Source organism: Paraburkholderia sp. MPAMCS5 (assembly GCF_036016995.1).
Lineage (GTDB): Bacteria > Pseudomonadota > Gammaproteobacteria > Burkholderiales > Burkholderiaceae > Paraburkholderia.
Map to the genome: position 1 here is coordinate 1 of NZ_JAYXBK010000019.1, position 21,861 is coordinate 21,861.

A 21,861-nucleotide genomic window follows, 5' to 3' on the forward strand; every position below is an offset into this window, starting at 1 on the left:
CATACCGGTGCCTGCTGCTCGAAACGCTTCATCACCTCGTCGAACATCCCTTCCTACCCGTCGTTCCTTAACATCTCGCCAGGTTACCAGGTTTGCAGCGCAAAGACCTTGAAAGGGCTGGGTCTTAGCGCACGGTATGGTCACGCCACGCGCGCAATGGTGACGGTTTTCACGCTGCAGGTAAATCGGTGAAAGTCGCTGCATCGGAAACCGCCGACGGAAACCCTTATCGCAGTTGACCGAAGCCGAGATCGGGGCAACCCCCACCTGTGCGGAGTTGCGTATCGATTGGAGTTCGCGGATGCAAAGTCGGCCATGCAGGACGTCAATGGAAAAACACGGGCGCAGTCGACACTCGAACGCGTCTCGCCCTTCTTTTCTTTGACGAACGGGGCGGCGAAAGCCAACACGGGGAATGGAAGCATGCCCTTTCCCGACAGGCAGCAGTTCAATGCGAGTGTGAATGAGCAGCGCCACACGCTCGGCCGGGGACTTCAGAGGGAGCCCCCGGCTCTGTTGCACGAGTTGCCTGCACAGTTCATGAGTTCGGAGGCGACCACGTTTTATGTTGCAGTGCAACGATTAAAAGAGTATAACCATCCCACTGGATGGTTCATGGATGGGGAAATGAAAAAGCTTACTGCTCTCGACGCCGATCGCCCGAAGGGCGGCGAGTCGGAAAAAATCACCATCAACGTCGGCCCCGTCGACCTCGGGCAAATCGATCTGTTGGTGCTGGAAGGCTTCTATTCGAACAGGACCGACCTGATCCGAACCGCCATACGCAACCAGCTTGCGCTCCACGCGCAGGCCGTTCAGGAAACGGTGACGCGTCGTGCGCTTGTGCTAGGGCTGCAGCATTTCTCGCGGCAGGATCTCGAGGCAGTGCGTGCCGCGCATCAGCGTCTCACGATCCAGGTACTGGGGCTCGCCAGCATTGCTCGCGACGTCACCCCGGAGCTCGCGCTCGCGACCATTGACAGCGTCCTTGTGATGGGAGCGTTTCACGCCCCCGCTGCCGTGAAGGCGGCACTCGCTGACAGAATCCGCTAGTTCGGCGACGCCTGATACCAAAACCCGATAACGGACGGAAACGATGAAACTCGATGAAGGTTTTCTGAACTCGATGCGCGACGCCATGACCCTGCTGCGCACACGTGGTCCCGCCGAAGCTACTCAAGCGATACAACGTACCCTGAGAGGGGAGATCGATGGCGTCGGGCACCGGATGGAGTCCGGGCAGGCAACGCCTGAGGCCGTTAAGGTTCCCTTTGAAGCGCGTGTCGGCAGGCGGTGGGAAGCGCCCAATGCGCGAGACACATATACCGACGCCGAGGAGCGGGGACATTTCAGCACGCATAGATATTCAGCTGCCGCCGGTCGGCGCCAATATCGATTGTTTGTCCCGGCAGCGAGCTGCGGTGAGCCGCTGCCACTGGTCGTGATGCTGCACGGCTGCACACAGAACGCTGACGACTTCGCGGCGGGTACACAGATGAATGTGCTCGCTGAGCGGCATCGATTTCTGGTGGCGTATCCGGAGCAGCCGCAGCAGGCCAATGCATCCCGGTGTTGGAACTGGTTCAAGCCTGACGACCAGCATCGCGACCGCGGCGAGCCCTCACTGATTGCGGGCATCACTCGCGACATCATCGCAGCCCACAATGTAGACCTTGCCCGCGTGTACGTCGCAGGTTTGTCCGCCGGTGGCGCAATGGCGGCGATCATGATCGCCGCGTATCCCGAACTGTACGCAGCAGCGGGCGTGCATTCCGGTCTTCCCGCCGGCTGCGCACACGACCTTCCCTCCGCGCTCGCGGCGATGAAAGGCGGCAGGTCCGGCAGGCGGCCAACGTCCGCCATGCACGATACTGCTTCATTACCAAAACGCCCTGTCATCGTCTTTCACGGTGATGCGGACGCCACGGTGCACATGCGAAATGCCGCGCAGCTCGTTCAGGGCTTTCAGGAACGGCCGCATGACGGCAGTGAACACCGTTGGACCGGGACAGGTCGACGGACCTGCACCGTCTCACGGCGGGTTTCGACTGACGGTGTCCCGGCAGAACTGTGGACTGTTCACGGGGCACCGCATGCGTGGGCAGGCGGCAATGCACGAGGCAGCTACACTGACCCCAGCGGACCCGACGCTAGTGCCGAAATGCTGCGATTTTTTCTCGAACATCCACAGTGCGATAAGGCGATTGGCTGATGGGCCGCTGGTGACTGCTCCCAATGCGCAGCAGGCCCATTAAACAAGACGATGCCCTCGGGACGACAAGGCGCAATGACACTGCGCTCTTCAGGATCAGTGATCCTAACCCACCGGGCGGCAGCGTCTTGATGAAATGTCGTGCAACGTCCCCGCGGTCGACGCGCGTGGACGTGGTTTTCGAGGAGGCGGCATAAGCACGGCAAGGCGACAAAGTGCAGCGCAGCCCCAGTTTCGGGCAAGCGCTAGTAGCCGGGTGAAAGGCGCCGAAAGTGGTTGGGCCATCCGAAGCTCCTCCTGATCACCGGTCGCATGGCAACAGCACGAAAGCTTTTTTGCTTCATTCAGCTTGACCACCCTAAGACCTCTATGCGTTGCCGGGCGCTCAGCTGATGAGCCTGCATCTCAACTGACTTAGAAACGGTGCCGACATCATTGCGATCTACGGCTGTCCCGTGCTCGGGCACGTGAGCGTTTTCGCTGTGTCACCTCGTCCAGGAAGCCGCAGACCCATGGCGCATAATTGCGGGCCGGGTTATCGGCCCTCTGCCATTTGACACAAAGCTGCGGATCTGGAAGTGCGGAGCCCGACTGGACGCGAGAGCGGAGACAATCGACATGCCGAGGGCGTGTGCGTCGACGACAGTTCCGTCATTTCCGGGCAGTGGCACGCATCGTCGAACTGGACGGCAATCGATGGGCGGGGCTGCACGCCAGATACGGCGGTCCGGTGAAGCTGCGCATGCCTACCAGCTCAGCCAAGTTTCACGGCGCATTTTGCGGTCCTCATTTTGCGGAAGCGACATCATGGTTCCTGACACGCAGGCCGGCTGGCATGCCGCCATTGCTGTGGCGGTCCCGCGACAAATTCTCTTTTTTGTGCAGACGCGGCGACAGCTTTTGCTGTGGAACGCTATAAAAAATATAACATAACATTTGACCTGATTTGCACAGCGCTCTTCTGCGAGCGGTGTTTGTGCCTACCGCACCGGCGAGAGAACTCTGATGATGCTTATAGCTGTCCGTGCTGCAATCCTGCTTGTCGACGTGGACAGCAGATACCTTGGCTTTAACGTCGGACGAACGCATAAGGCAGGCAGGAAAGTCAAAGTGCAGCAAAGCGCGGCAGATCCTGGCCTTTTTATCATCTGGTTTGGCAAGTCAGAAATAGCCACTGTCGCGGCGCGACAGCTCGGACAAACCATACGATATGTGGACGGCTCGTCATCGCTGTAATGCGTGTCTTCACCAGGTAGCTTGCACGGACCGCGAAGGCGATGACCTGCGGTTATTGGGGATACGAATTAAGTGTGCAAATCCGATAGCTTCCGGTTGCAATTCCGGCTGATCTACTGGCCGCTGCCGATCAGTTTTCCTTCAAAACTCACTCTTGCTCTCGCTCTTCTGGACAAAGCGGAGCGCGAGGCCAACAATGGACGACGATGCTGCGGATAGCTTTGCCATTTCCGTTATGCGGACGGCAAAGCTGATGCGGGTGGGAATGCGCTTCTGGTTGAATCATTGACTTGATGCGACGTCCGTCCTGAATCCGGCCGTTAATCTTGCTGTTGTTTCCACGTTATGCGCCGAATCGTCGTTCGCAGTTCTCCCTTGCATGGCCGTGGCGTCTTCGCGCTTGCCGATATCCGCAGCGGAACATTGATTCTCGAATACAAGGGAAAACTCGTCTCGTGGAGACGCGCACAGCGTGGCCACGGACGATCCACCGCCGAACAGGGCCATACCTTCTTCTTCGCGCTCGACGATGGTCGGGTGATTGATGGCGGGCAGAATGGTAATTCGGCCAGGTGGCTGAATCACAGTTGCACGCCGAACTGCGAGGCGGAGCAGGATGGGGAGCGGGTGTTCATCCGGACGATCCGCACCATCCGTGAAGGCGGTGAACTCTGCATCGACTATCAGCTTCAGATCGAAGGCCGCCGAACCGCGGGTCTCAGACGGGCATACGCATGCCGGTGCGGATCGGCCCGTTGCCGGGGGACGATGTTCGCAGACTGACTGCGGATCTAGCGTCGGGCTGGCGCCGCCCGAGCCATAACAATAGGCGGGGCCGTCCTGCGGCGTTCCGGTCCTGGCTATTATTTACTGCTGCGAGGGTGGGTCGAAAACTGCCAGCTGAAGTCGCGCCAGCGGCTGTAGCCGTTGTGACAAGAAAAAACCGTGGCGCTGCGCTGTCTATGCGCCGGACTCACGCAGCGGGTCTCACAGCAGTGCCGGTCAGGGGCGCGGTTTCGAACGGCTAAATCTCGCCTCGCCTCGCCGCATCCTGGAACTGAAAAATGGTGCTTTCGGTCACGCCAATGCATCGCACGGTGTCGGCGGGCTGGCGCTTGCTAGCAGAGAAAGCGGAGCGCGCAATCATGATACGGACGGACCGAGAAATCCTGGTTAAATCGATGCGCCCAGTTTCTGCACGCCCTGCGCAGCACGGCCTCGTCTGCGATTCTCCGATTTCGTGTCCATATCGGCAGCTCATACATTCGGAATGTCCATGCACCCGGCTCCTTCAGAAGAAAGCATCAGACGTCGCGCGTATTTCCTTTGGGAAGCAGACGGCCGACCTGAGGGCCGCGACGAGCACTATTGGCACCTGGCGTCGTCGCAGCTCGGGCACGAGATTGCGGCACCGGCACCGTCTGTGTCCGTAGCTCCTACAAGCACGCCGAGGAGGAAAACGCAGAAGACTGCGGTGAAGGACCCGAAGACCCGGAGCGCAGGCAAGCCCGGCAGGAGCGCGCCGGCTGCGAAGTAAGAACCTTCGGCCACCGGAGCTTCTCAAGTTCGAGCGTCGACGAAAGGGGCAGTGCGAAAACGCGGGCGCAGGCCCGGACACCATAAAACATCGCGGCGCGCACGATGGGCTGGTAGCGTTCGCTCGTGCGGCGCGCCTCGGTGGTGGGCACGAAATGACGTTCGCACGGACGCGATTGAGCCCTTTCACGCCGGCTTGAGATGATCCCGGCATTGCGCCAGAAAGTTTCCCGAGCCGCAGCTTACGGCAACTGATTCCCAAAAGCCTGGCCTTGCCGGCCTGTCAGAGTGTGTATTACCGTCAGTAGCTCCTCGGGCGGCTGGCCTTTCTGACAGTACCCGTCAAAGCCGGCCAGTTCTCCGCGTTCGCGCACCTCGCGCTCGTCAAGGGCGGTAAAGGCCACGATCGCCGCGTGCCGCGTCGACAGCACACGCCGGAGCACGCGCGCGGTCGAAAATCCGTCGTGATGTGGCATGTTGATGTCCAGCACGATCACATCCGGGGTCCGGCTGCGGGTACATTCAAGCGCCTCCAGCCCGCTTGTCGCGAGCCGTGTGTCCATCGCTTCCTCACCTAGGGCAGCCGTCAGCGCCAGACCGGAGGCTTCATTGTCGTCGACGACGAGCACGCTTAGCGCGCCAGGCGGAACCCCGACCGCACGACTGCTCCATAGGGCGCATCTTGTCATCACGTGTTGAGCAGGCATTCGAGATTCCATAGCTTGCGCATCGCGTATGCCAGACATTGAGGCATAAGAGCGCAGCGGCAGAAAACCGGTCGTGACGCCATTTTTTGAGTCAACGGCTGACCCGAACGACGGTATATAGTGCCCATCTGAAACAATCACTTCTTAACCCTTTCCGCGGCGGCCCGATGGATATCCGGAAACGCAACAATGTTCGTGTCAGTGGGTCTGGCGCTACGGCGCTCGTTTTTGCGCACGGCTTCGGTTGCGACCAGAACATGTGGCGATATTTTGCACCGGCCTTTGGCTCGCGTTACCGGACGGTGCTGTTTGATCTTGTCGGCAGTGGCAAGTCGGACCTGTCGGCCTATGACCGTGCGAAATACGCGTCCCTTCAGGGTTATGCCGACGACGTGCTGGAGATCATTGAGGAGTTTGCGGCCGCCCCGGCCGTCTTCGTCGGACACTCGGTGAGTGCGACGATCGGTATGCTGGCGGCGATCAGGTCACCCGGTTGCTTCGCCGCGAACGTCATGATAGGCCCGTCGCCCTGTTTCATCAACGATGGAAGCTACGTTGGAGGGTTCGAGCGTACCGACATTGAAGAACTGCTTGAAACGCTGGACAATAACTACCTCGGATGGTCCAGCACCATGGCGCCGGCCATCATGGGCGCGCCGGCTCAGCCGGAGCTCGCCCAGGAGCTGACGAACAGCTTTTGCCGCACTGATCCAGAGATCGCGAAGCACTTTGCACGCGTGACTTTCCTTGCCGATCATCGCGCCGATCTGCCACGGGTCACCACACCGACACTTATTGTCCAGTCGGACGACGATCTGCTCGCCCCGGTCGCCGTGGGTGAATACATGCACGAGGCGATTGCAGGAAGCACGCTCGCCGTCGTCGAGAACGTGGGGCATTGCCCGCATCTGAGCGCGCCGGGCCCCAGCACCGTTGCAATCGAACGCTTCCTTCAGAAGCTATCGCTCTGATGGACAGCACGCATCGAAACGCTGGGCCGATCGGCGACGCCTTCGAACAAGCCCCGTGTGGACTGTTGTCGACGGCCACTGATGGAACCATCGTGCGGGTCAATGCCACGTTCTGCCGGTGGCTGGGGTTTGAGGCACCGGAGCTGCTTGATGTGCGTCGAATCCAGGACCTGCTGACGATGGGCGGTAAGGTTTTCCATCAGACGCACTGGGCGCCACTGCTTCAGATGCAGAGATCAGTCGCAGAGGTCAAACTTGAGTTCCGGCATCGTGACGGGCACAAGGTGCCGATGCTGATCAACGCCGCTCGACGTGTCGCTGGGGACGCCGAACTTGACGACATCGCGTGCGTGATCGTCAATGATCGCCACCGGTATGAGAAGGAGCTCGTGCACACACGCCGGGAGGCCGAGGACGCGCTTCAGGCGAAAAGCGATGCAGAGCAGGCGCTGCAACTGGCAAACCGGCGTAAGGATGAGTTTCTGGCGATGCTGGCGCATGAGCTGCGCAATCCGCTGGCGCCCATCCAGGCCGCTGCGCGCCTCTTTGGACTGAAGGAGTTTACGGATCCGCAGGTCCTCTGGTCGCGGGGCGTCCTGGAGCGCCAGGTCGCGCAGCTCGTTCGGCTTGTGGACGACCTGCTGGACGTCTCGCGAATCGCCGAAGGCAAGATGGAGTTCCGCCCGGAGCACGTTGAACTGTCAGCGGCAGTGCGCCGGGCACTGGAAGGCTCAAGGGGCGTGCTGCAGGCGCAATCGCACCAGTTCAGCGTCAGACTGCCAGAGGCGCCGGCGTTTGTGGATGCCGATCCGGTACGGCTCGTCCAGATCGTCCAGAACCTGCTGAACAACGCGGCCAAGTACACACCGGCTGGCGGCATCGTTGAGCTCCACGCGCGTCGTGAAGGCAATGAGGCGGTGATTTCCGTTCGCGACAGCGGCATCGGTATCGCTGCAGAAAACCTGCACTCAGTGTTCGGGCTGTTTTCGCAACTGCCCTCGGGCCGGTCCCGCTCGCAGGGCGGCCTCGGCATTGGTCTGGCGCTTGTCCGGGCCCTGGCGGAGGGGCAGGGCGGTACGGTGAGTGTCAGCAGCCGCGGCGTCAACCAGGGAAGCGAATTCACCGTTCGCCTGCCGCTCTCTCCCGTCCAGGAAGCTCTGGCTGCTGACAAAGCCTCGGAGCGGCCTCGCGAGCACAAGAGGCGCCGCATTGTCATTGTCGACGACAGTGAAGATGCTGCGCTCAGCCTTTCGATGCTGCTCGAAGCGGACGGGTACGAGACCCGAACCGCCACAACGGGCAGCGAGGCCGTGGATCTCGTCTTTGATTTCAAGGCAGACATACTCCTGCTGGATATCGGGCTTCCCGACATGTCGGGTTACGAGGTCGCCCGTCAGATACGGCGCGACCGTCGCGGCAGCAGCATGCAGCTGATCGCCGTGACCGGCTGGAGCCAGGAGCCGGACAGGGAGGCCGCCTTTGAGGCAGGCTTTAACTACCATCTGGCGAAGCCGGTTGACTATGAGCGACTGCTCTCGCTGCTCGGGTAGTCGCATACCCGCATCTGCGGCCGACAACCTGCGGTTAGACACCCGCTTTTTGCAGGGGGCGATGTGTGCGGGCCGCGTCTATCTTCAACGATAATTGGAACTGCGAAGGAATTGTCACAAAACATCCGTCGGGCGCAAGTTCCTCTTCAGGACAACTCGCTGGCGGTTGAGGCAGCCGCGTCGGGTGCATTCCTGGCAAGGGCTGGTTGCGGACCATCGACGTCTCTGTTGTGGGAAGACGGTCGCCCCGGTCGACGACGTGCTCCGGGGACCGGGGGGCGCCCGCACACCGGCCAGGCCAAACGCCATGTCGGCAAAATAGCGGATCGAGCCCGTCATGATTTCCGCCATGACTCAGCTCGCGCGGGCAACTCAGGCACCGCCTCGCGCGGCGACTCGTTGCCAAAGTAGGTTTTCAATGATTGAACCGTGGAGTTCGCCCGGACACTGCACGTCAGTAATCGCTAGCGCTTTCATGATCGGCCTCACCGAATAACCTCAGACGTCTGGTCGCGCCAATCCGGGCCTGCGCTGAAGAAAAGCCACCGGTCACGGTTCATTCGATGCCGGACGCCAACAGTTCTGGAGGCGGGGACTCAGTGACCGGATGAGCGCCCCGCCGCCTCCCCGCTCGCCGCAAGGCGTATCGCCCTCGCACAGTCAACGTTTGTGTTCAGGCCGCACACAGCTTTCCTCACCTGTTCCAATGCCTTCCTGAAGAGAGACGACCGGTTGCGCGTCGAGCTTGATCTTGATCGAACGCCTCTTGAACGTTTCGGCCCTCAGATCGAGCGTGCCCGGCAGGCGATGGAAAGATTCGGCATCGACACGTCCCAGCCATTGATCGCGCCGGTGCGCCGCGCGGACGCGAGTGACGATGACGTCGCGTGAGGGCGGACGCGACACGACTTACGGCCGTTCGGGCGATGAGTCGTCAGCGACGCATGACTGTTTCACTTGATCGACAAGGTCACGAGAAGTGCGAGCATGAGTAATGGCGCGTATCTCGCCAAAGTTTTCGGCAGCGCCCGAAAATCCTGTCCAGTGAATTTTCGAGGCGGGCGGTCATCGAACAGCTCGGCCCGGGGCCCCGGCTGTGGTGCTCATGCAGGGCAGACCTCCCGGCGACTCCGGCTGACCTCTTCACGGGAGCTTGCCGTAAGCACCCCGGGAGCCTGACGCACGTGATCGGGGGAATCCGCGCAATGATGGTTGCGGCGCGCTCTCCGATTGGCACCTTGAGGTCCTGACGTGCCCATGTGGCCCGAACCGGAATCGACAAGACGCGAATGCCCACAAGCCCGCGCGTGACATTCACCCGGCAGCGGCGCACATGGCGACCTTGTTGCGTCCGCTCACCTTGGCTTTGTACAACGCTTCATCCGCCGCCTTGATCACAGCTGTTATCCCGGTGTTCTGGTCGGGCGTCCAGGTGGCTGAGCCAATGCTGGCTGTCACGTGTCCGTATTCGCTGCCTGCATGGTCCATGGCGAGTTCGCTGATGGCTGATCGGATGTTCTCAGCAATCAGGGACGCACCGTCCGGCATGGTATCGGGAAGAACAACAATGAACTCCTCACCGCCGTGTCGGCGAGAGCGGCCGGGCGGCCACGAGGCTTCGCTTTTAGTAGCCGTGCGTTTTGGCTTTTTCCGGTCTCTCACAGGCAGCGGCGCGTTCGAAGATATCTTACGGTACGGCGCAGGGGCCTTCTAGTGAGCGCCTGGCGCTGATAGGGAACTTCACTCGTTGCGTTGGTCCCGCTGCCGGTATCTACCCGCACTGGTGGCATCGACGGAAAGACCGAAACGAACCATAACCAGTACGTCGTCCCGATTCGTTCATCCAGCTCCCGCGCCAGCTTCCCGGCACTGTAAATGCCGGAAAGCATGGGGCCGAAAAGACCATGTGACGTCTCGCATTGCTGCATTTTTTTGCGTCCCTAAGATAACGTGAGAGAAGCATGAGCGCTACATTGGCCAGGCGGCCGAGATACCGCATGGCCGTGCCGGAAGCCCCGACTTCATCTTGGCGGCGTTGTGTCCTTCGACCATGAGACAGCCCGCCCCGCGGTGGCTCGCCATGCCGTCTACAGGCGCCCCCTACATACATGGCGAAGGTCGCTGCTCAGACATGATCGGCCGCCCCATGCATACTTCGCTCAGCGAAAGACCGCCTCATCATCGCACCCGTGCTGTGCGCCCGCACACGGGGTGAACGAGGGGGCGCCCGGTTGCGTTAAGGGCTGCGCAAGCGGGCGCATTCATGCGGTCAGAGGGGCGTCTTTTTACCGTCAGGCGCAGCTTGGCTGACGCCCTGATTGCCGGGTGTGCGCTCGACTTCCACTTCTGTGCCGCGCACCGTGTCGGTGATGGTCTCGGTGCGGTCTGATTTTTCCTTGCCGACAACCACTTCCTCGACGACCCGCGCGGTCTTGCCGACCACGGCCTGCTCCGCTGTCTCCCGTATCTCGACGGAGGCTTCTTTGAGATCCCCAGCCGTTGCGGGGCGATCGACCGGGCGGCGCTCGACGCTCGCATGCTCTTCACGGAGATCCACGGACTCGCTGACCGGCGTCTCGGTCACCCGCGAATAGACCCGAACGCCGCCGGTCTGCACCGCCCGCTTGCCCACGTCCAGCGATTCCTGCACAACTGGAAACGCCTGGCGCTCCGCTGCTATCTGGTCCGCCGTGTAAGCGGGCGCGTTGCGGTCGTAGCTGGTGTATCCGGCGTCGCGCCATTGGGCTACCCGCGAATCGATGTCAATAGCGCCGGCCGAGTAGAGAGCATTGCGCACGCGCTCCGTTGCTGAGTCGTCTGCGACTTCCACCGAGAGCAATGCGCCGCCGCGACGGACCGCCTCCTGATAGTGGCCGACTTCTTCCGGTCGGTCATCCCCACCGAAAAGATGTTTGAAAAAGTGCTCGATGCGAGCCATCGCGCCTTCGTGTGCCTCGCCGGCTGAGCGGTCTGCCGCGACTTCGCGTGTGTCGGTGTCGGTCGAGATCGCCGGACCTGTGTCATTTGCATGCACGGACATAGCCGTGCGCGGAATGCCTTCCGCTTCCAGCCGGTTTTTAGCGAGTTCGGCATCCTGCATGGTATTGAACACACCGATGAGAGTCTGAGTCATTGCAAAATCTCCTTGAGAGAAGGGTACGCAAGCCGGAAGTGAAGCGCGTGCGATGATCCGCGCAACAGCCGTTCCAGCCTGTACCCCTCAGTTCACTCAGGCTCGCGCTTCCAGTCCCCGTCAAGGCCTTCGCGCCGTTCGACGATAATTTCTTCGGAATCCACAGTAACGTCATGAGCCACATCCCGATGGGTCTGCGTGGTCTTCACGTGCACTTCTTCTTTCAACGTCAATTGCATTTTGACAACGGGGATGTACTCGTAGACGGGAATGATGAGCGTATCGCCTTCGCGTCGCGGCTCGCTTCGCTCGTCTACCGGGCGATTCCAAGCGACGCGCGTGACCTGGACCTGCTCGGCGCTTAGTCGCATGACGAGGGGTTGGACTTCTTCGTGCACAACCTTGCGCACACGCACCGCCCCGGTTTCGGTCTCTCTCACGCGAACCGTGAGCTTTTCTTCAACGGCCGCTATGCGGACCTGTTCGGCAGGTTCCGCGGGCGGAACTGCATTGCCGTGCGTTTCATCCTTGTTCATCGATTGCTCTCGTTGCCAGGATGGGATGCGGTGGCGCCCGCTCAGAGCGGGGCGCCCCCTCTGACTGTGCGGCTGCGGCCCAAGGCGGCGTCGCGCTCGGTTGATGAGCCGCCGCCTTCCTCGAACGGCGGTTGATGACGGAAACCCGCGCCGCCTGAAACGATTGCGATAATCGCGCCGACGACGAGCGCAGCGAACGAGAACCAGCTTGCACGGGCGACGCCGCGCGCGGCCGTGTCGGCCGCCTGGCGCGCGTTCTGTTCAGCATCCGGGCTTGAGGCCGCCGATGCCGCCGATGCAACGGCGGCCTGCACCTGCTGCTTCGCGGAGTCGATCAACGGATTGCCGGCGCCGGATTGATTCGCCGCGGTCGCGCCGACTTGCGCCCCGGTCGCCGCGATGCTGCTCGCCGTGCTGACCGCGCCGGTGACAAGCGATGTCATCCCGTAGACGATCAGCAGCGTCATCACGGCCCACGACAGAAGGCCGTGGAGCCATCCAAGCACCGGTGCGCAGCGCCCGGAATAATAAGAGCCCACGAACACCGCGAGCACCGTCGTCACGATCACCCAGACGCCGGAGCCGAAGCCGAAGCCGCGCAACGTGTCCGGCTTTGACATGGGTGAAATGAGCGATGCACCAATGGCCGTGCCCAGCACGCTCATGATCAGATACACGATCATCGAAAGAATTACCCCAGCGATAATGGCGCCCCACGACAGCCGCGGCAGGCCGTCTCTAGTCGTCAGCAGTTTCATGATGTCTCCAGAAATCGCACCGTTTGCGATGCAGGCGTGGAGATCGAGCAAGCCCTGTGCCGATCAGACAAGCGGCAGGTAATGCTTCGCAACGATCGGCGTCGACTTGTTGCCGATGAGGGAACGTTTCGGGACTCGCATGCGACTCGTGCGGGGTCCCGATGCAGGGATCCTCGAAATGCTTTCGAAGTCTGCGTATCCGCCGGGTGAGACATCCGACATTGCCCACTGGCGATCCGCTGCCACTGTCTTTCGACCTTCAGAGGTCCGCTGGCGTAGGTCCGCACGCATCGGAAGCGGGTAGGTACCGACTGTAGACTTGAATGTCACGGCTCATACCGCAGTCGCCGAGCCTGAGCCGGACATTCATGCCGCGTGGCGCGGACTTGCCGTCGGAATCGGTACGCTCGTGGCCGGGTTCGCACTGGCGCTCGTCGGGCTTGCGTTCGTTCCGGTGCCCGATAGCATCACCGATTTCGCGCGTATTCGGAGCTGCATCTGCTGGCGAGAATCAGTGTCTGGCCTTCACAGCCGCGGCACGCTGCGTGAGAAATTTGAAATGGATGATGCAAAGGAGGGCACACACGGACTGTCTGCGCTGCTATTTGTCGATACGGACCGTAGTATCCGAAAAACAACCGCGAGCCGCGGACACTGCCACGCGCGACGGCGACGAGAAGTTCCGCGTTCGTTGCCGGCACCCTGCCGGCATCCTGATCTGTGATCGCCCAAAAGGCTTACCAGCCATCAGGGCAGCGCCCTATTGAAAGAGGCACATGGGCGGACCGCCGAGAAAAAAAGCCCCCGGAGATCGGCGATCTGTTGCGCCATCGTTCTCTCGATACCACGACGATTTATGCGAAGGTCAACCTTCCAGCCCTTCGTCGCGTGGCGCTTCCATGGCCAGGGAAGCGATCATGAGCGCACACACATCTTTTTCCGCCTGGATCGACGATTACCTCAACGTCCGTCGTCGAGCCGGATTTGATCTCCGGATCGTGGGTAATCAACTCAGGGAATTCGCGCGTTTTGCCGAACGGGTCGGCCACAACGGAAGGCTGACGATACAACTCGCTGCTCAGTGGGCCGGCAACTCCGGCACCGGACGGCGGTCAACGGCGGCCCGCAGAATCGAGGTGCTGCGCCCCTTTGCCGCGTACTGCCGGCAATTCGATCCGGCAACCGAGATCCCGCCGCGATATCTGTTCGGACGTGCCCATCATCGACTGGCACCGCATATTTTCACCGATGATGAAGTTCTGGATCTGCTGGCAGCCTGCGACGGTCTCTATCCACCGGGTGGTCTGCGCAGTGCGAGCTGCAGGACGATTTTCGGACTGATCGCAGCGACCGGACTGCGTATCTCGGAAGCGACGGGGCTGACCCGTTCGGATGTAGATCTCGAGAAGCGGCTGCTGCATATCCGGAGTGCTAAGTTTGGCAAATCGCGGTGGGTGCCGATACACCCTACGACTGCAGCAGCGATGCGACGATATGCCCGCAAACGCGACCGCGATTCTTCAACTGCTAACACTAACGCTTTCTTTGTGTTCGACTACGGTCGACCAGCTTCAACAAGAAGCGTCGAGTACGCGTTCAAGATTCTGCGCACCGCATTGAAGTGGCGGGCTCGCGGCGACCATCCCGCACCGCGGATACATGATCTTCGACATTCGTTCGTCTGCCATCGATTGCAGGATTGGTACTCCCAAGGGGTGGACGTCGACTGCAACATTCTTGCGCTGTCGACTTACCTCGGGCATGCCAAAGTCACGGACACGTACTGGTACGAAACAGCCTCGCCCGAGCTCCTGGCAATCGCAGCCCAACGCTTTGTGCGCCATCGCGGAGGTTCATCATGAACATATCAGCAGCGCAGTCCTTTCCAGTTCTGTTGCAGAAATTCTTCACGGAACGTTTGCTTCAGCAACGACACGCAAGCCCATGCACTGTGGCGGCCTACCGTGACAGTTTCCGACTGCTGCTGGCCTTCGCGCATCAACGCTTACACAAGCGGCCCAGCGATATCACCATCGAAGAACTGAACGCCCCGTTCATCCTCGAGTTCCTTAGAGAATGAAAGGGACTTCCCCGTCCCGAGGCTGCGGCGGAAGCCGCGATTCGGCATCAATGTGCCAGGATGAAGTTGCGAACGTTCATCGACACCAGCGAGAGGGGAAGTCCATGCCTATTGTCACTATCGGAATTGATCTTGCCAAGAATGTATTTGCCGTTCACGGTGTGGACGAGAGCGGTAAAGCGATGCTGATCAAGCCGCGTGTTCCGCGCGATCAGCTGGCGACGTTGATTGCACAGTTGCCTGCGTGCCTCATTGGCATGGAAGCGTGCTCCGGCGCCCATCACTGGGCCCGCATGTTCCAGCAGCACGGCCATACGGTCAAGCTCATGGCGCCCAATCTTGTCGCGCCTTATCGCATGTCGGGCAAGCGCGGCAAGAACGACGCGGCAGATGCTGCTGCAATCTGCGAAGCGGTGACGCGCCCGACCATGCGTTTTGTGCCGCTGAAGGACGAACATCAGCAGGCAACGCTTTGCCTGCATCGGACACGACAGGGTTTCGTCCAAGAGCGAACTGCGACCTACAACCGGTTGCGAGGCTTGCTGGCGGAATTCGGCGTGGTGCTGCCACAGAGCCCTGAGAAGTTGCGCAGGTACATCACGGACTATCTGGACACATTGCCCGGCTGGGCGAAGCGCAGTATCAGCGATCTGCTTGAGCACGCCGGCCATATCGAGGATCGCCTGCTCGAATACGACCGTGCGATCACTGAGATCGCGCGTGAGGACGCGCGTAGCAAGAGGCTGATGCAGTTGCGCGGCATCGGCCCAACCACGGCCAGTGCGCTGCTCGCCAGCATCGGTGCCGGGCACGACTTCAGAAACGGCCGACAGGTGGCGGCCTGGATCGGACTCACGCCCGGTCAATACAGCAGTGGCGGCAAGGCGAGGCTGGGCAGCATCACGAAGGCTGGCGACGCCTATCTGCGCGGCCTGCTGGTCAACGGCGCCCGCGCCGTTATTGCCAGCCTCGGCGAGAAACAGGATCGCTTCAGCCGATGGGTCCGAACCTTGATCGAGCGCCGGGGCTACTGGCGGGCCGCCATAGCGATAGCCGCAAAGAACGCGCGACTGGCGTGGGCAGTGCTGAAATATGGCGATGACTTCAAGCTCGAACCAGTGGCAGACTGACTCCAATTCAGGGCTGTAGGCCAACCTGCGACGGGAAACGGGCGCAGACATTATGTGCACATAGAACGATCACTTTGCACTGCCAGCGGTGATGTGAAGCGGGTTGGACCCGCGCGGAGCGTACCTGAATAACACGGCGGGGATATCCATTCCCGGCTAGAGAATGAGGCCTCTGCGCGCGTCTTTCATCAGGGTCCGGACCATTGGTCCAACATGACCGGTTGTAGAACCGCAGTCCTTCACCTTCTCACACGCACCAGCGCGGCATTGCAGTATGTATCAACGGCGAACCTCGATTGAGCTTGTGCTCAACGGGGAAGCCCTTGTAGCGTGTTAGGCACTTTTGTTAAGGGCTGCAAAGTGGACAAGCATGAGCACCGAGAAAACGACGAAGTGCAAACCTGCCAGGGTCTCGGGCAATCTCTCGTAGTCTCTGGCCAACCGGCGGAAGCGGTTGAGCCAGCCGAAGCTGCGCTCGACCACCCAGCGGCGGGGCAACAGCACAAAGCCCTTTTTCGCCTCCGACAGCTTGATTACCTGAAGCTCGATTCCTTCGTCGAATGCCGCCTGCGCAGGCTCTTCGCCGGTATACCCCTGATCGGCGAACGCCACCTTGACCGTCTGGCCCGTGGCCTGCTGAACCTGACGCGCCAGTTCTCCGACTTGCGCGCGTTCTTGTTCATTGGCCGGCGTAACATGCACAGCAAGCAATTGCCCCAAGGTATCAACCGCCATGTGGACCTTGCTGCCACGTTTGCGTTTGTAGCCGTCGTAACCCGCGCGAGGCCCGCTCTCGCAGGTCGACTGCAGCGTGCGCCCATCGAGGATGACCGCGCTGGGCTGACCCTGACGGCCCTGCGCGATCCGGATGATCGAACGAAGGTCGCTCACCATGGCCTCGAAACAGCCGGCCTGAATCCAGCGTTGCGTCTGCTGGTAAACCAGTTCCCACGGTGGAAAGTCATTGGGCAACAAACGCCACGGTGCACCCGCGCGCACGATCCAGCGAAGTGCGTCGAACATCTCGCGCAGTTCGTAGCGACGCTGCGGTGCGTCCTTATTCATCAAGGTCAGGTACGGAGCGGCAAAGTACCACTCTTCATCCGATACATCCGTTGGGTAGGACCTGCGCTTTTTCATCCTGCCAGGATACCAGGTCCGACAAAAAGTGCCTAACACGTTCTAAATACCTTGAACAGGACCGACACAATTCAATTCGTAGCCGGAATGCCAGGTTTGCCGCCATTCGATCGTTCATGGAGTACGTTTCGTTCGCAGAGCCGTCGGCCCTGTCCTTGGCACAATCCGTACTTGCAATTCCCATGAAGCGATTCGAGCAACCGCTCGTCGGATTTCTGTCTCGCGAGCACATTGAGGCTATTCTTGCCGCTCCCGATGTCAGCACCTGGACGGGGCAACGCGACCACGTCATGCTGGCTACGCTTTACAACACCGGAGCCCGCGTTTCTGAGCTGATCGGTATGCGTGTGTCCGACCTCATGCTCGGGCCCACTACATGGGTGCTCATTCACGGCAAGGGTCGCAAGGAGCGTTCGGTCCCGCTATGGCCCGACACCGCGAGAGAACTCAAGCGTTGGCTTCGGCAGTATCCCCGAACATCCGAGGATCCGTTATTTCCCGGGCGGGCCGGCGCTTCGCTTACGCGCATCGGCCTTACCGAGCGGCTTAAGCTTGCAGTTCAGGGCGCCTCGCGACAGTTTCCCGAACTTGCGCGGCACCGCGTCTTTCCACACCTGTTTCGACATTCCGTAGCGATGCATATGCTGCAATCTGGCGTTGATATTACGGTCATCGCATTGTGGCTCGGTCACGAAAGCCCTGTCACTACGCATCGCTATGTCGAAGCCGATCTGCAAATGAAGGACCGGGCACTGAAGGCACTCCAATCACCGTCGATCAAGCCACTACGATATCGGCCCAAGGATGACCTTCTTCGCTTTCTGCAAGCGCTGTAGTTATGGATAGTTCGCTATCGGTCACGTCGCCGGCAACACATCGGCATCGATGCCGTCTCCCCGCAAATGCGAGGGCGCGGCATCATTGCCACCCATTCAGCAGGCCTAATTCATTTAAGCCTTCCATAACTAAGACCTGTCGATAGGTCCTGTTATAGAAGGGCTTCTATAAGAGAAAGGCATGGCTTTTTTCGGACACCGTAGGAGGCGCAAAGGCCTCGGCAAACCTGTATTCACTCGTCCAGACCTGCGTCGCGAACCGCATCGATATCTATGCGTACCTTGTTGACCTGTTCAAGGCTCTGCCGCTCGCGAAGACCGCAGAGGATTACGAAGCTCTACTTCCTTGGAGACTGGGCAAGGTCCTTTCAGAAAAAAATCGATAGGTCAAGTTGGCGGGCAGGACGTGCTTCACTGACCGCTTACGCCTGAACCGGAAGACAACGGCACGCGTTACCTGAAAATCCCACTCGGCGCGTTGTAGAGCACGGACTTGCGCAAAACAGCGCTAATTTGCTGACCGTTCAAGAGAACATTGCCGAGCGGTGATTGAAGCCTGAACGGCACGTATCCTGTTTTCGGACGCACTATTCCCAGCGGGCGGTGGCGGCAACCCCGAAAGCACGCCAAGCCAGGACCGCTCCGACTGCATCAAGACGCGGAGTTTTTCCGAGCGCGACGAGCTGGCCCAGCTTTTCCTCTTGCTAGGCGCGGTCAACCACGGCGCGGAAGTATTCGATTTCATGAAGCGTATGTCGCAGGTGCGGAACTTCCAGGATCAGCCGCCGCACGTTTTCATCGTGGTAGCGCCGCCAGAAGGTCCCGCGGAGGCATGGCGGGAACCGATACTGTATGGATGTACAGTGTCGCGTAGGGCGAACTCGCTGCGACAGCAATGTTTATACGTGTGTTGACACGCTTGGGATCGAAGCGTAAGATCAGGCATGTATAAACGTTGGTATCGACTCGAGGAGTTCGATCGAAGACCAGGCGAACCGGCAGTACCAAAACCCTATGGAGTATGAGATGGCTATTCAGACTGTCAAGCGTTGGGGGAACAGCCTCGCGGTGAGGATTCCGGCCAACTTGGCGACTGAGATTTCAATTGAAGAAGGTCAGGAAGTCGAAGTCCGAAGGGACGGCGGGGTACTGGTGATTACCCGACATACTCCGGTACGCCGCTTTTCGCGTGAGCGCCTGATTCAACAGTATCGCGAAGGCAAGCTCCAGCAGCACGGGGAGATTGATTTTGGCGATCCGGTAGGATCGGAACTTGGAGGACCCGACGACCCGACCCGATAACGGTAAGGGATCGAAATGCAGAACGGAATTCCGGAAACGGGCGATATCGTCAGGTTGCACGTAGGACCTGTGAAGGGCAACGAGCAGGACGGCTACCGCGCAGTGCTGGTTATCTCTGACTATGTGATGAATGAGATAACGCAGAAATTCACGGGGCTCCCGATCACCACGACGGTGCGCGGGTGGGAAACGGAAATTGCCCTAGACAGCCTGGAGCGTCCTGGCGTGGCTCTAGTGGACCACATCCGCAGTTTCAGCTACATCGATAGGAAGCTGGATTACAGGGGCGAGCGGGCTTCAGACGCTGAGGTAGCCGCCGCCAAACATGCAATCCGCGAGTTCTTGCAGCTATGATTGAAGGGCGTCAGAAATGACGCCTTTTTCTTTGGGCGAAACATAACAAACGGGGATAAAAATCGAGCGCTATAAAGAGAAGCAAACTAGAAGGTGTGTTATGAACTTTCGGCCAGACCTGGTACCCTGGCGGGATGCAAAAGCGCAGACCTTACCCAACTGATGTATCGGATGAAGAGTGGTACGTCGCCGCTCCATACCTGACATTGATGAACAAAGACGCACCACAGCGTCGCTACGAACTGCGCGAAATGTTCAACGCGCTGCGCTGGATCGTACGTGCGGGTGCGCCGTGGCGTTTGTTTCCGCCATGGGAGATGGTCTACCAGCAAACGCAACGCTGGATCCAGGCGGGCTGTTTCGAAGCCATGGTGAACGATCTGCGCTCGATCATCCGGGTTGCGCAAAACCCGGCAAGGCAACCCAGCGCAGTCATTCTCGACGGCCGCACGCTGCAGTCGACCTGCGAGAGCGGTCCACGCGCCGGCTATGACCGGTACAAGCGCAAGAAAGGCAGCAAGGTGCACATGGCAGTGGAGACGTTGGGGCAACTGCTCGCGGTGCATTGACGCCGGCCAACGAACAGGAACGTGCGCAGGTCGGGGAACTGGCGCGCCAGGTTCAGCAGGCCACCGGCCAGACGGTCAAGGTGGCGTTCGCGGACCAGGGGTACACCGGCGAAGAGCCTGCACAGGCAGCACTCGACGAAGGAATCGAGCTTCAGGTGATCAAGCTGTCCGAGGCGAAGAAAGGCTTCGTGCTGTTGCCACGCCGGTGGGTGGTCGAGCGCAGTTTCGGTTGGCTCAACCGCTTCCGCCGACTGGCCAGAGACTACGAACGATTGCCCGACCGCTGGCTGGTCTGCACTTCGTCGTGTTCTCTGTGCTTATGCTCGTCCACTTCGCAGCCCTCAACAAAAGTGCAGAACACGCTAGATTGGTGTCAATGTTGCCTGCGGGATCTGCTCGAAAGAAATGAGCGTGAGCACGTAAATCGATGGGAATTCGGGGCGTTTTGAGCAGCTTGCGTGATGTAGCGGAGGGGGTCTCCCTCAGGCATCTTGCACAAACGACGCCCAAGGGAGAGTCTCGTGTCTGCCAAGAACCGAGACTTCCAGAGTGTGCCACGTGAGTGCCCGCGATCCCAACTTCTATCACCTGCTGTTACGTATCGATCAGGACTACGCCGAACAGACCCGCGCGCAGCGTTGTCGCTGCGGTGGCGTACTCCATAGCGCCCGCTACCCGCGCAAGCCGCGCGGAATTTCATACGAAGCCCGCTGCCACTGCGAGTTCCGCTACAGCTTCTGCTGCGCCGACTGTCGCCGACGTACCACGTCATTCTCGGTGCGCTTTCTCGGCCGGCGCGTCTACACCGCCGCCATCATGATTGTCGTCAGCGCCACGCGTGCGAGCGCCGGTACGGCCGCGGCAATGCGCCAGCTCGATGCGCTGGGCGTGCCGCCCTCGACGATCGCGCGATGGCGGCACTGGTGGACGACCGGGTTTGTCGGCACACCGTTCTGGGCGCTCGGACGGGCGGCGTTCGTGCCGCCCGTCGAGACCGCACAGGTGCCGGCAAGCCTGCTCGAGCGCTTCGCTACCACGCAGCCTGCCGAGCCATTGCCATGCCTGCTGCGCTGGCTCTCACCGCTCACCAGCGGCAGCGCCGTGAGCACCCTGGGTGAGGGACGGTAACCGCCCGCAGAACTTGTCGCTCGCCCCCCTCGGACTGCGCCGGTAGTCTCGCCTCTCCCCGAATCGCGGCGCGGTGCGCCGCATCCCTGGAGAGAGCATGACTGAACTTCACGATTTACCCCTGCGGGATCGTTGGGCGCGCCTGCGCTTTGCGGTCGTGGGTCCCTTGCTGGCAGCACCGCCTGAACCCGGGCAGGTGCGCGAACTCATCACCGCGCTGGCCGCCAAACGCTGGCGTCATCCCGTCACTGGCGACGATGTCCAGTTCGGCCGCTCCACCGTTGAGCGGTGGTTCTACCGGGCCCGCAAGGCGGCCCACGATCCGGTTGCGAGCCTGCGCGACCGCAAGCGCCCCAGCGGCGCCGGCGCAAGCCTGTCGCCTCAGGCGATACAGGCGATTCGCGCGCAGTACCGGGAACATCCCGGCTGGACCTGCCAGTTGCACTTCGACAATCTCAAGGTCACGCTCGGCCAGGCGTTCCTGCCGTCGTACACGACGGTGCGCCGTTATCTGCGTGCGCAGGGCCTGTACCGTGAACGCAAGCCGCGTCATACCAGCCCCGGCGCGATGCTCGCACGCGATCGGCTCGAGAAGCTCGAGGTACGCAGCTTCGAGGTCGAGCACGTCAACGCACTCTGGCGAATGCAGAGTTCAGGAATATGCGGAACTCAGTCGGGCGGCC

Annotated in this window: 21 protein-coding genes and 4 pseudogenes; 17 read left to right on the forward strand and 8 right to left on the reverse strand. The window is 60.6% G+C overall.

The genetic code is table 11. The features are described 5' to 3' along the window. The 3 genes from VOM14_RS27780 to VOM14_RS27790 form a co-directional block, all read left to right on the forward strand. Nucleotides 1–192, forward strand: a 192-nt coding sequence (locus tag VOM14_RS27780; RefSeq protein WP_327631940.1) for a hypothetical protein, incomplete at its 5' end; no start/stop codon positions are given. A gap of 435 nt (nucleotides 193–627) precedes the next feature. Beyond that, complete coding sequence (locus tag VOM14_RS27785) at nucleotides 628–1,053, forward strand: CopG family transcriptional regulator (protein WP_327632022.1); 426 nt, start codon at nucleotides 628–630, stop codon at nucleotides 1,051–1,053. A 43-nt stretch (nucleotides 1,054–1,096) separates the two neighbouring features. Continuing rightward, the gene (locus tag VOM14_RS27790; RefSeq protein WP_327631941.1) at nucleotides 1,097–2,212 is read left to right on the forward strand and encodes an extracellular catalytic domain type 1 short-chain-length polyhydroxyalkanoate depolymerase; all 1,116 of its coding nucleotides are present in this window, start codon (nucleotides 1,097–1,099) and stop codon (nucleotides 2,210–2,212) included. A 786-nt stretch (nucleotides 2,213–2,998) separates the two neighbouring features. Here the strand turns inward: VOM14_RS27790 and VOM14_RS27795 are convergent. Then, nucleotides 2,999–3,331 carry a hypothetical protein gene (locus tag VOM14_RS27795; RefSeq protein ID WP_327631942.1) on the reverse strand — a complete coding sequence of 111 codons (333 nt, stop codon included), beginning with the start codon at nucleotides 3,329–3,331 and terminating at the stop codon, nucleotides 2,999–3,001. Between the two features lie 462 nt (nucleotides 3,332–3,793). On the opposite strand from VOM14_RS27795, the gene VOM14_RS27800 reads away from it, so the two are divergent. Beyond that, nucleotides 3,794–4,231: an SET domain-containing protein gene (locus VOM14_RS27800; protein ID WP_327631943.1), complete on the forward strand. Its 438-nt coding sequence runs from the start codon at nucleotides 3,794–3,796 to the stop codon at nucleotides 4,229–4,231. Between the two features lie 493 nt (nucleotides 4,232–4,724). Further along, nucleotides 4,725–4,985 (forward strand): DUF2934 domain-containing protein, encoded by a 261-nt coding sequence (locus tag VOM14_RS27805; RefSeq protein WP_327631944.1) that lies wholly within the window; start codon nucleotides 4,725–4,727, stop codon nucleotides 4,983–4,985. Nucleotides 4,986–5,226: 241 nt separating this feature from the next. Here the strand turns inward: VOM14_RS27805 and VOM14_RS27810 are convergent, their stop codons facing one another. Beyond that, nucleotides 5,227–5,613 carry a response regulator gene (locus tag VOM14_RS27810; protein WP_327631945.1) on the reverse strand — a complete coding sequence of 129 codons (387 nt, stop codon included), beginning with the start codon at nucleotides 5,611–5,613 and terminating at the stop codon, nucleotides 5,227–5,229. 245 nt (nucleotides 5,614–5,858) lie between these two features. Between VOM14_RS27810 and VOM14_RS27815 the strand changes: the two genes are divergently transcribed. Together VOM14_RS27815 and VOM14_RS27820 are read left to right on the forward strand one after the other, a co-directional pair. Next, nucleotides 5,859–6,662: an alpha/beta fold hydrolase gene (locus tag VOM14_RS27815; protein WP_327631946.1), complete on the forward strand. Its 804-nt coding sequence runs from the start codon at nucleotides 5,859–5,861 to the stop codon at nucleotides 6,660–6,662. Continuing rightward, the gene (locus VOM14_RS27820; protein ID WP_327631947.1) at nucleotides 6,662–8,212 is read left to right on the forward strand and encodes a hybrid sensor histidine kinase/response regulator; all 1,551 of its coding nucleotides are present in this window, start codon (nucleotides 6,662–6,664) and stop codon (nucleotides 8,210–8,212) included. The genes VOM14_RS27815 and VOM14_RS27820 overlap by 1 nt, the downstream gene beginning before the upstream one ends. Before the next feature lie 660 nt (nucleotides 8,213–8,872). On the opposite strand, the gene VOM14_RS27825 is transcribed toward VOM14_RS27820, so the two are convergent. The 5 genes and pseudogenes from VOM14_RS27825 to VOM14_RS27845 all read right to left on the reverse strand — a co-directional run bounded on the left by VOM14_RS27825 (nucleotide 8,873) and on the right by VOM14_RS27845 (nucleotide 12,639). Further along, nucleotides 8,873–9,118: a hypothetical protein gene (locus VOM14_RS27825; RefSeq protein ID WP_327631948.1), complete on the reverse strand. Its 246-nt coding sequence runs from the start codon at nucleotides 9,116–9,118 to the stop codon at nucleotides 8,873–8,875. A gap of 408 nt (nucleotides 9,119–9,526) precedes the next feature. Then, a pseudogene (locus VOM14_RS27830) lies at nucleotides 9,527–9,802 on the reverse strand (GGDEF domain-containing protein); the annotation flags it as partial. Between the two features lie 679 nt (nucleotides 9,803–10,481). Further along, the gene (locus tag VOM14_RS27835; protein WP_327631949.1) at nucleotides 10,482–11,312 is read right to left on the reverse strand and encodes a YsnF/AvaK domain-containing protein; all 831 of its coding nucleotides are present in this window, start codon (nucleotides 11,310–11,312) and stop codon (nucleotides 10,482–10,484) included. A 125-nt stretch (nucleotides 11,313–11,437) separates the two neighbouring features. Continuing rightward, entirely contained in the window at nucleotides 11,438–11,881 is a 444-nt protein-coding gene (locus tag VOM14_RS27840) for a YsnF/AvaK domain-containing protein (protein WP_327631950.1), read from the reverse strand. Between the two features lie 41 nt (nucleotides 11,882–11,922). After that, complete coding sequence (locus tag VOM14_RS27845) at nucleotides 11,923–12,639, reverse strand: hypothetical protein (RefSeq protein WP_327631951.1); 717 nt, start codon at nucleotides 12,637–12,639, stop codon at nucleotides 11,923–11,925. A 917-nt stretch (nucleotides 12,640–13,556) separates the two neighbouring features. On the opposite strand from VOM14_RS27845, the gene VOM14_RS27850 reads away from it, so the two are divergent. From VOM14_RS27850 to VOM14_RS27860, 3 genes are all read left to right on the forward strand, one after another. Beyond that, a complete protein-coding gene (locus tag VOM14_RS27850) occupies nucleotides 13,557–14,501 on the forward strand; it encodes a tyrosine-type recombinase/integrase (protein WP_327631952.1) in 945 nt (314 codons plus the stop codon). Next, complete coding sequence (locus VOM14_RS27855; protein ID WP_327631953.1) at nucleotides 14,498–14,719, forward strand: hypothetical protein; 222 nt, start codon at nucleotides 14,498–14,500, stop codon at nucleotides 14,717–14,719. The genes VOM14_RS27850 and VOM14_RS27855 overlap by 4 nt, the downstream gene beginning before the upstream one ends. 104 nt (nucleotides 14,720–14,823) lie before the next feature. Continuing rightward, nucleotides 14,824–15,849: an IS110 family transposase gene (locus VOM14_RS27860; protein ID WP_327631954.1), complete on the forward strand. Its 1,026-nt coding sequence runs from the start codon at nucleotides 14,824–14,826 to the stop codon at nucleotides 15,847–15,849. A 333-nt stretch (nucleotides 15,850–16,182) separates the two neighbouring features. On the opposite strand, the gene VOM14_RS27865 is transcribed toward VOM14_RS27860, so the two are convergent. Beyond that, entirely contained in the window at nucleotides 16,183–16,989 is an 807-nt protein-coding gene (locus VOM14_RS27865; RefSeq protein WP_327631955.1) for an IS5 family transposase, read from the reverse strand. Between the two features lie 182 nt (nucleotides 16,990–17,171). Here VOM14_RS27865 and VOM14_RS27870 point away from each other — a divergent pair, with 182 nt between their 5' ends. From VOM14_RS27870 to VOM14_RS27900, 7 genes and pseudogenes are all read left to right on the forward strand, one after another. After that, nucleotides 17,172–17,825, forward strand: a complete 654-nt coding sequence (locus VOM14_RS27870; RefSeq protein WP_327631956.1) for a tyrosine-type recombinase/integrase — start codon at nucleotides 17,172–17,174, stop codon at nucleotides 17,823–17,825. 173 nt (nucleotides 17,826–17,998) lie between these two features. Beyond that, nucleotides 17,999–18,211, forward strand: a pseudogene (locus VOM14_RS27875) (transposase domain-containing protein); the annotation flags it as partial. A gap of 640 nt (nucleotides 18,212–18,851) precedes the next feature. Continuing rightward, nucleotides 18,852–19,127 carry an AbrB/MazE/SpoVT family DNA-binding domain-containing protein gene (locus tag VOM14_RS27880; protein WP_327631957.1) on the forward strand — a complete coding sequence of 92 codons (276 nt, stop codon included), beginning with the start codon at nucleotides 18,852–18,854 and terminating at the stop codon, nucleotides 19,125–19,127. A gap of 15 nt (nucleotides 19,128–19,142) precedes the next feature. Beyond that, nucleotides 19,143–19,481, forward strand: a complete 339-nt coding sequence (locus VOM14_RS27885) for a type II toxin-antitoxin system PemK/MazF family toxin (protein ID WP_327631958.1) — start codon at nucleotides 19,143–19,145, stop codon at nucleotides 19,479–19,481. 134 nt (nucleotides 19,482–19,615) lie between these two features. Further along, nucleotides 19,616–20,459 (forward strand): annotated as a pseudogene (locus VOM14_RS27890) (IS5 family transposase). Nucleotides 20,460–20,608: 149 nt separating this feature from the next. Then, nucleotides 20,609–21,178 (forward strand): hypothetical protein, encoded by a 570-nt coding sequence (locus tag VOM14_RS27895; protein WP_238468861.1) that lies wholly within the window; start codon nucleotides 20,609–20,611, stop codon nucleotides 21,176–21,178. Between the two features lie 97 nt (nucleotides 21,179–21,275). Further along, nucleotides 21,276–21,824 (forward strand): annotated as a pseudogene (locus tag VOM14_RS27900) (helix-turn-helix domain-containing protein); the annotation flags it as partial. Between the last annotated feature and the right edge of the window lie 37 nt (nucleotides 21,825–21,861).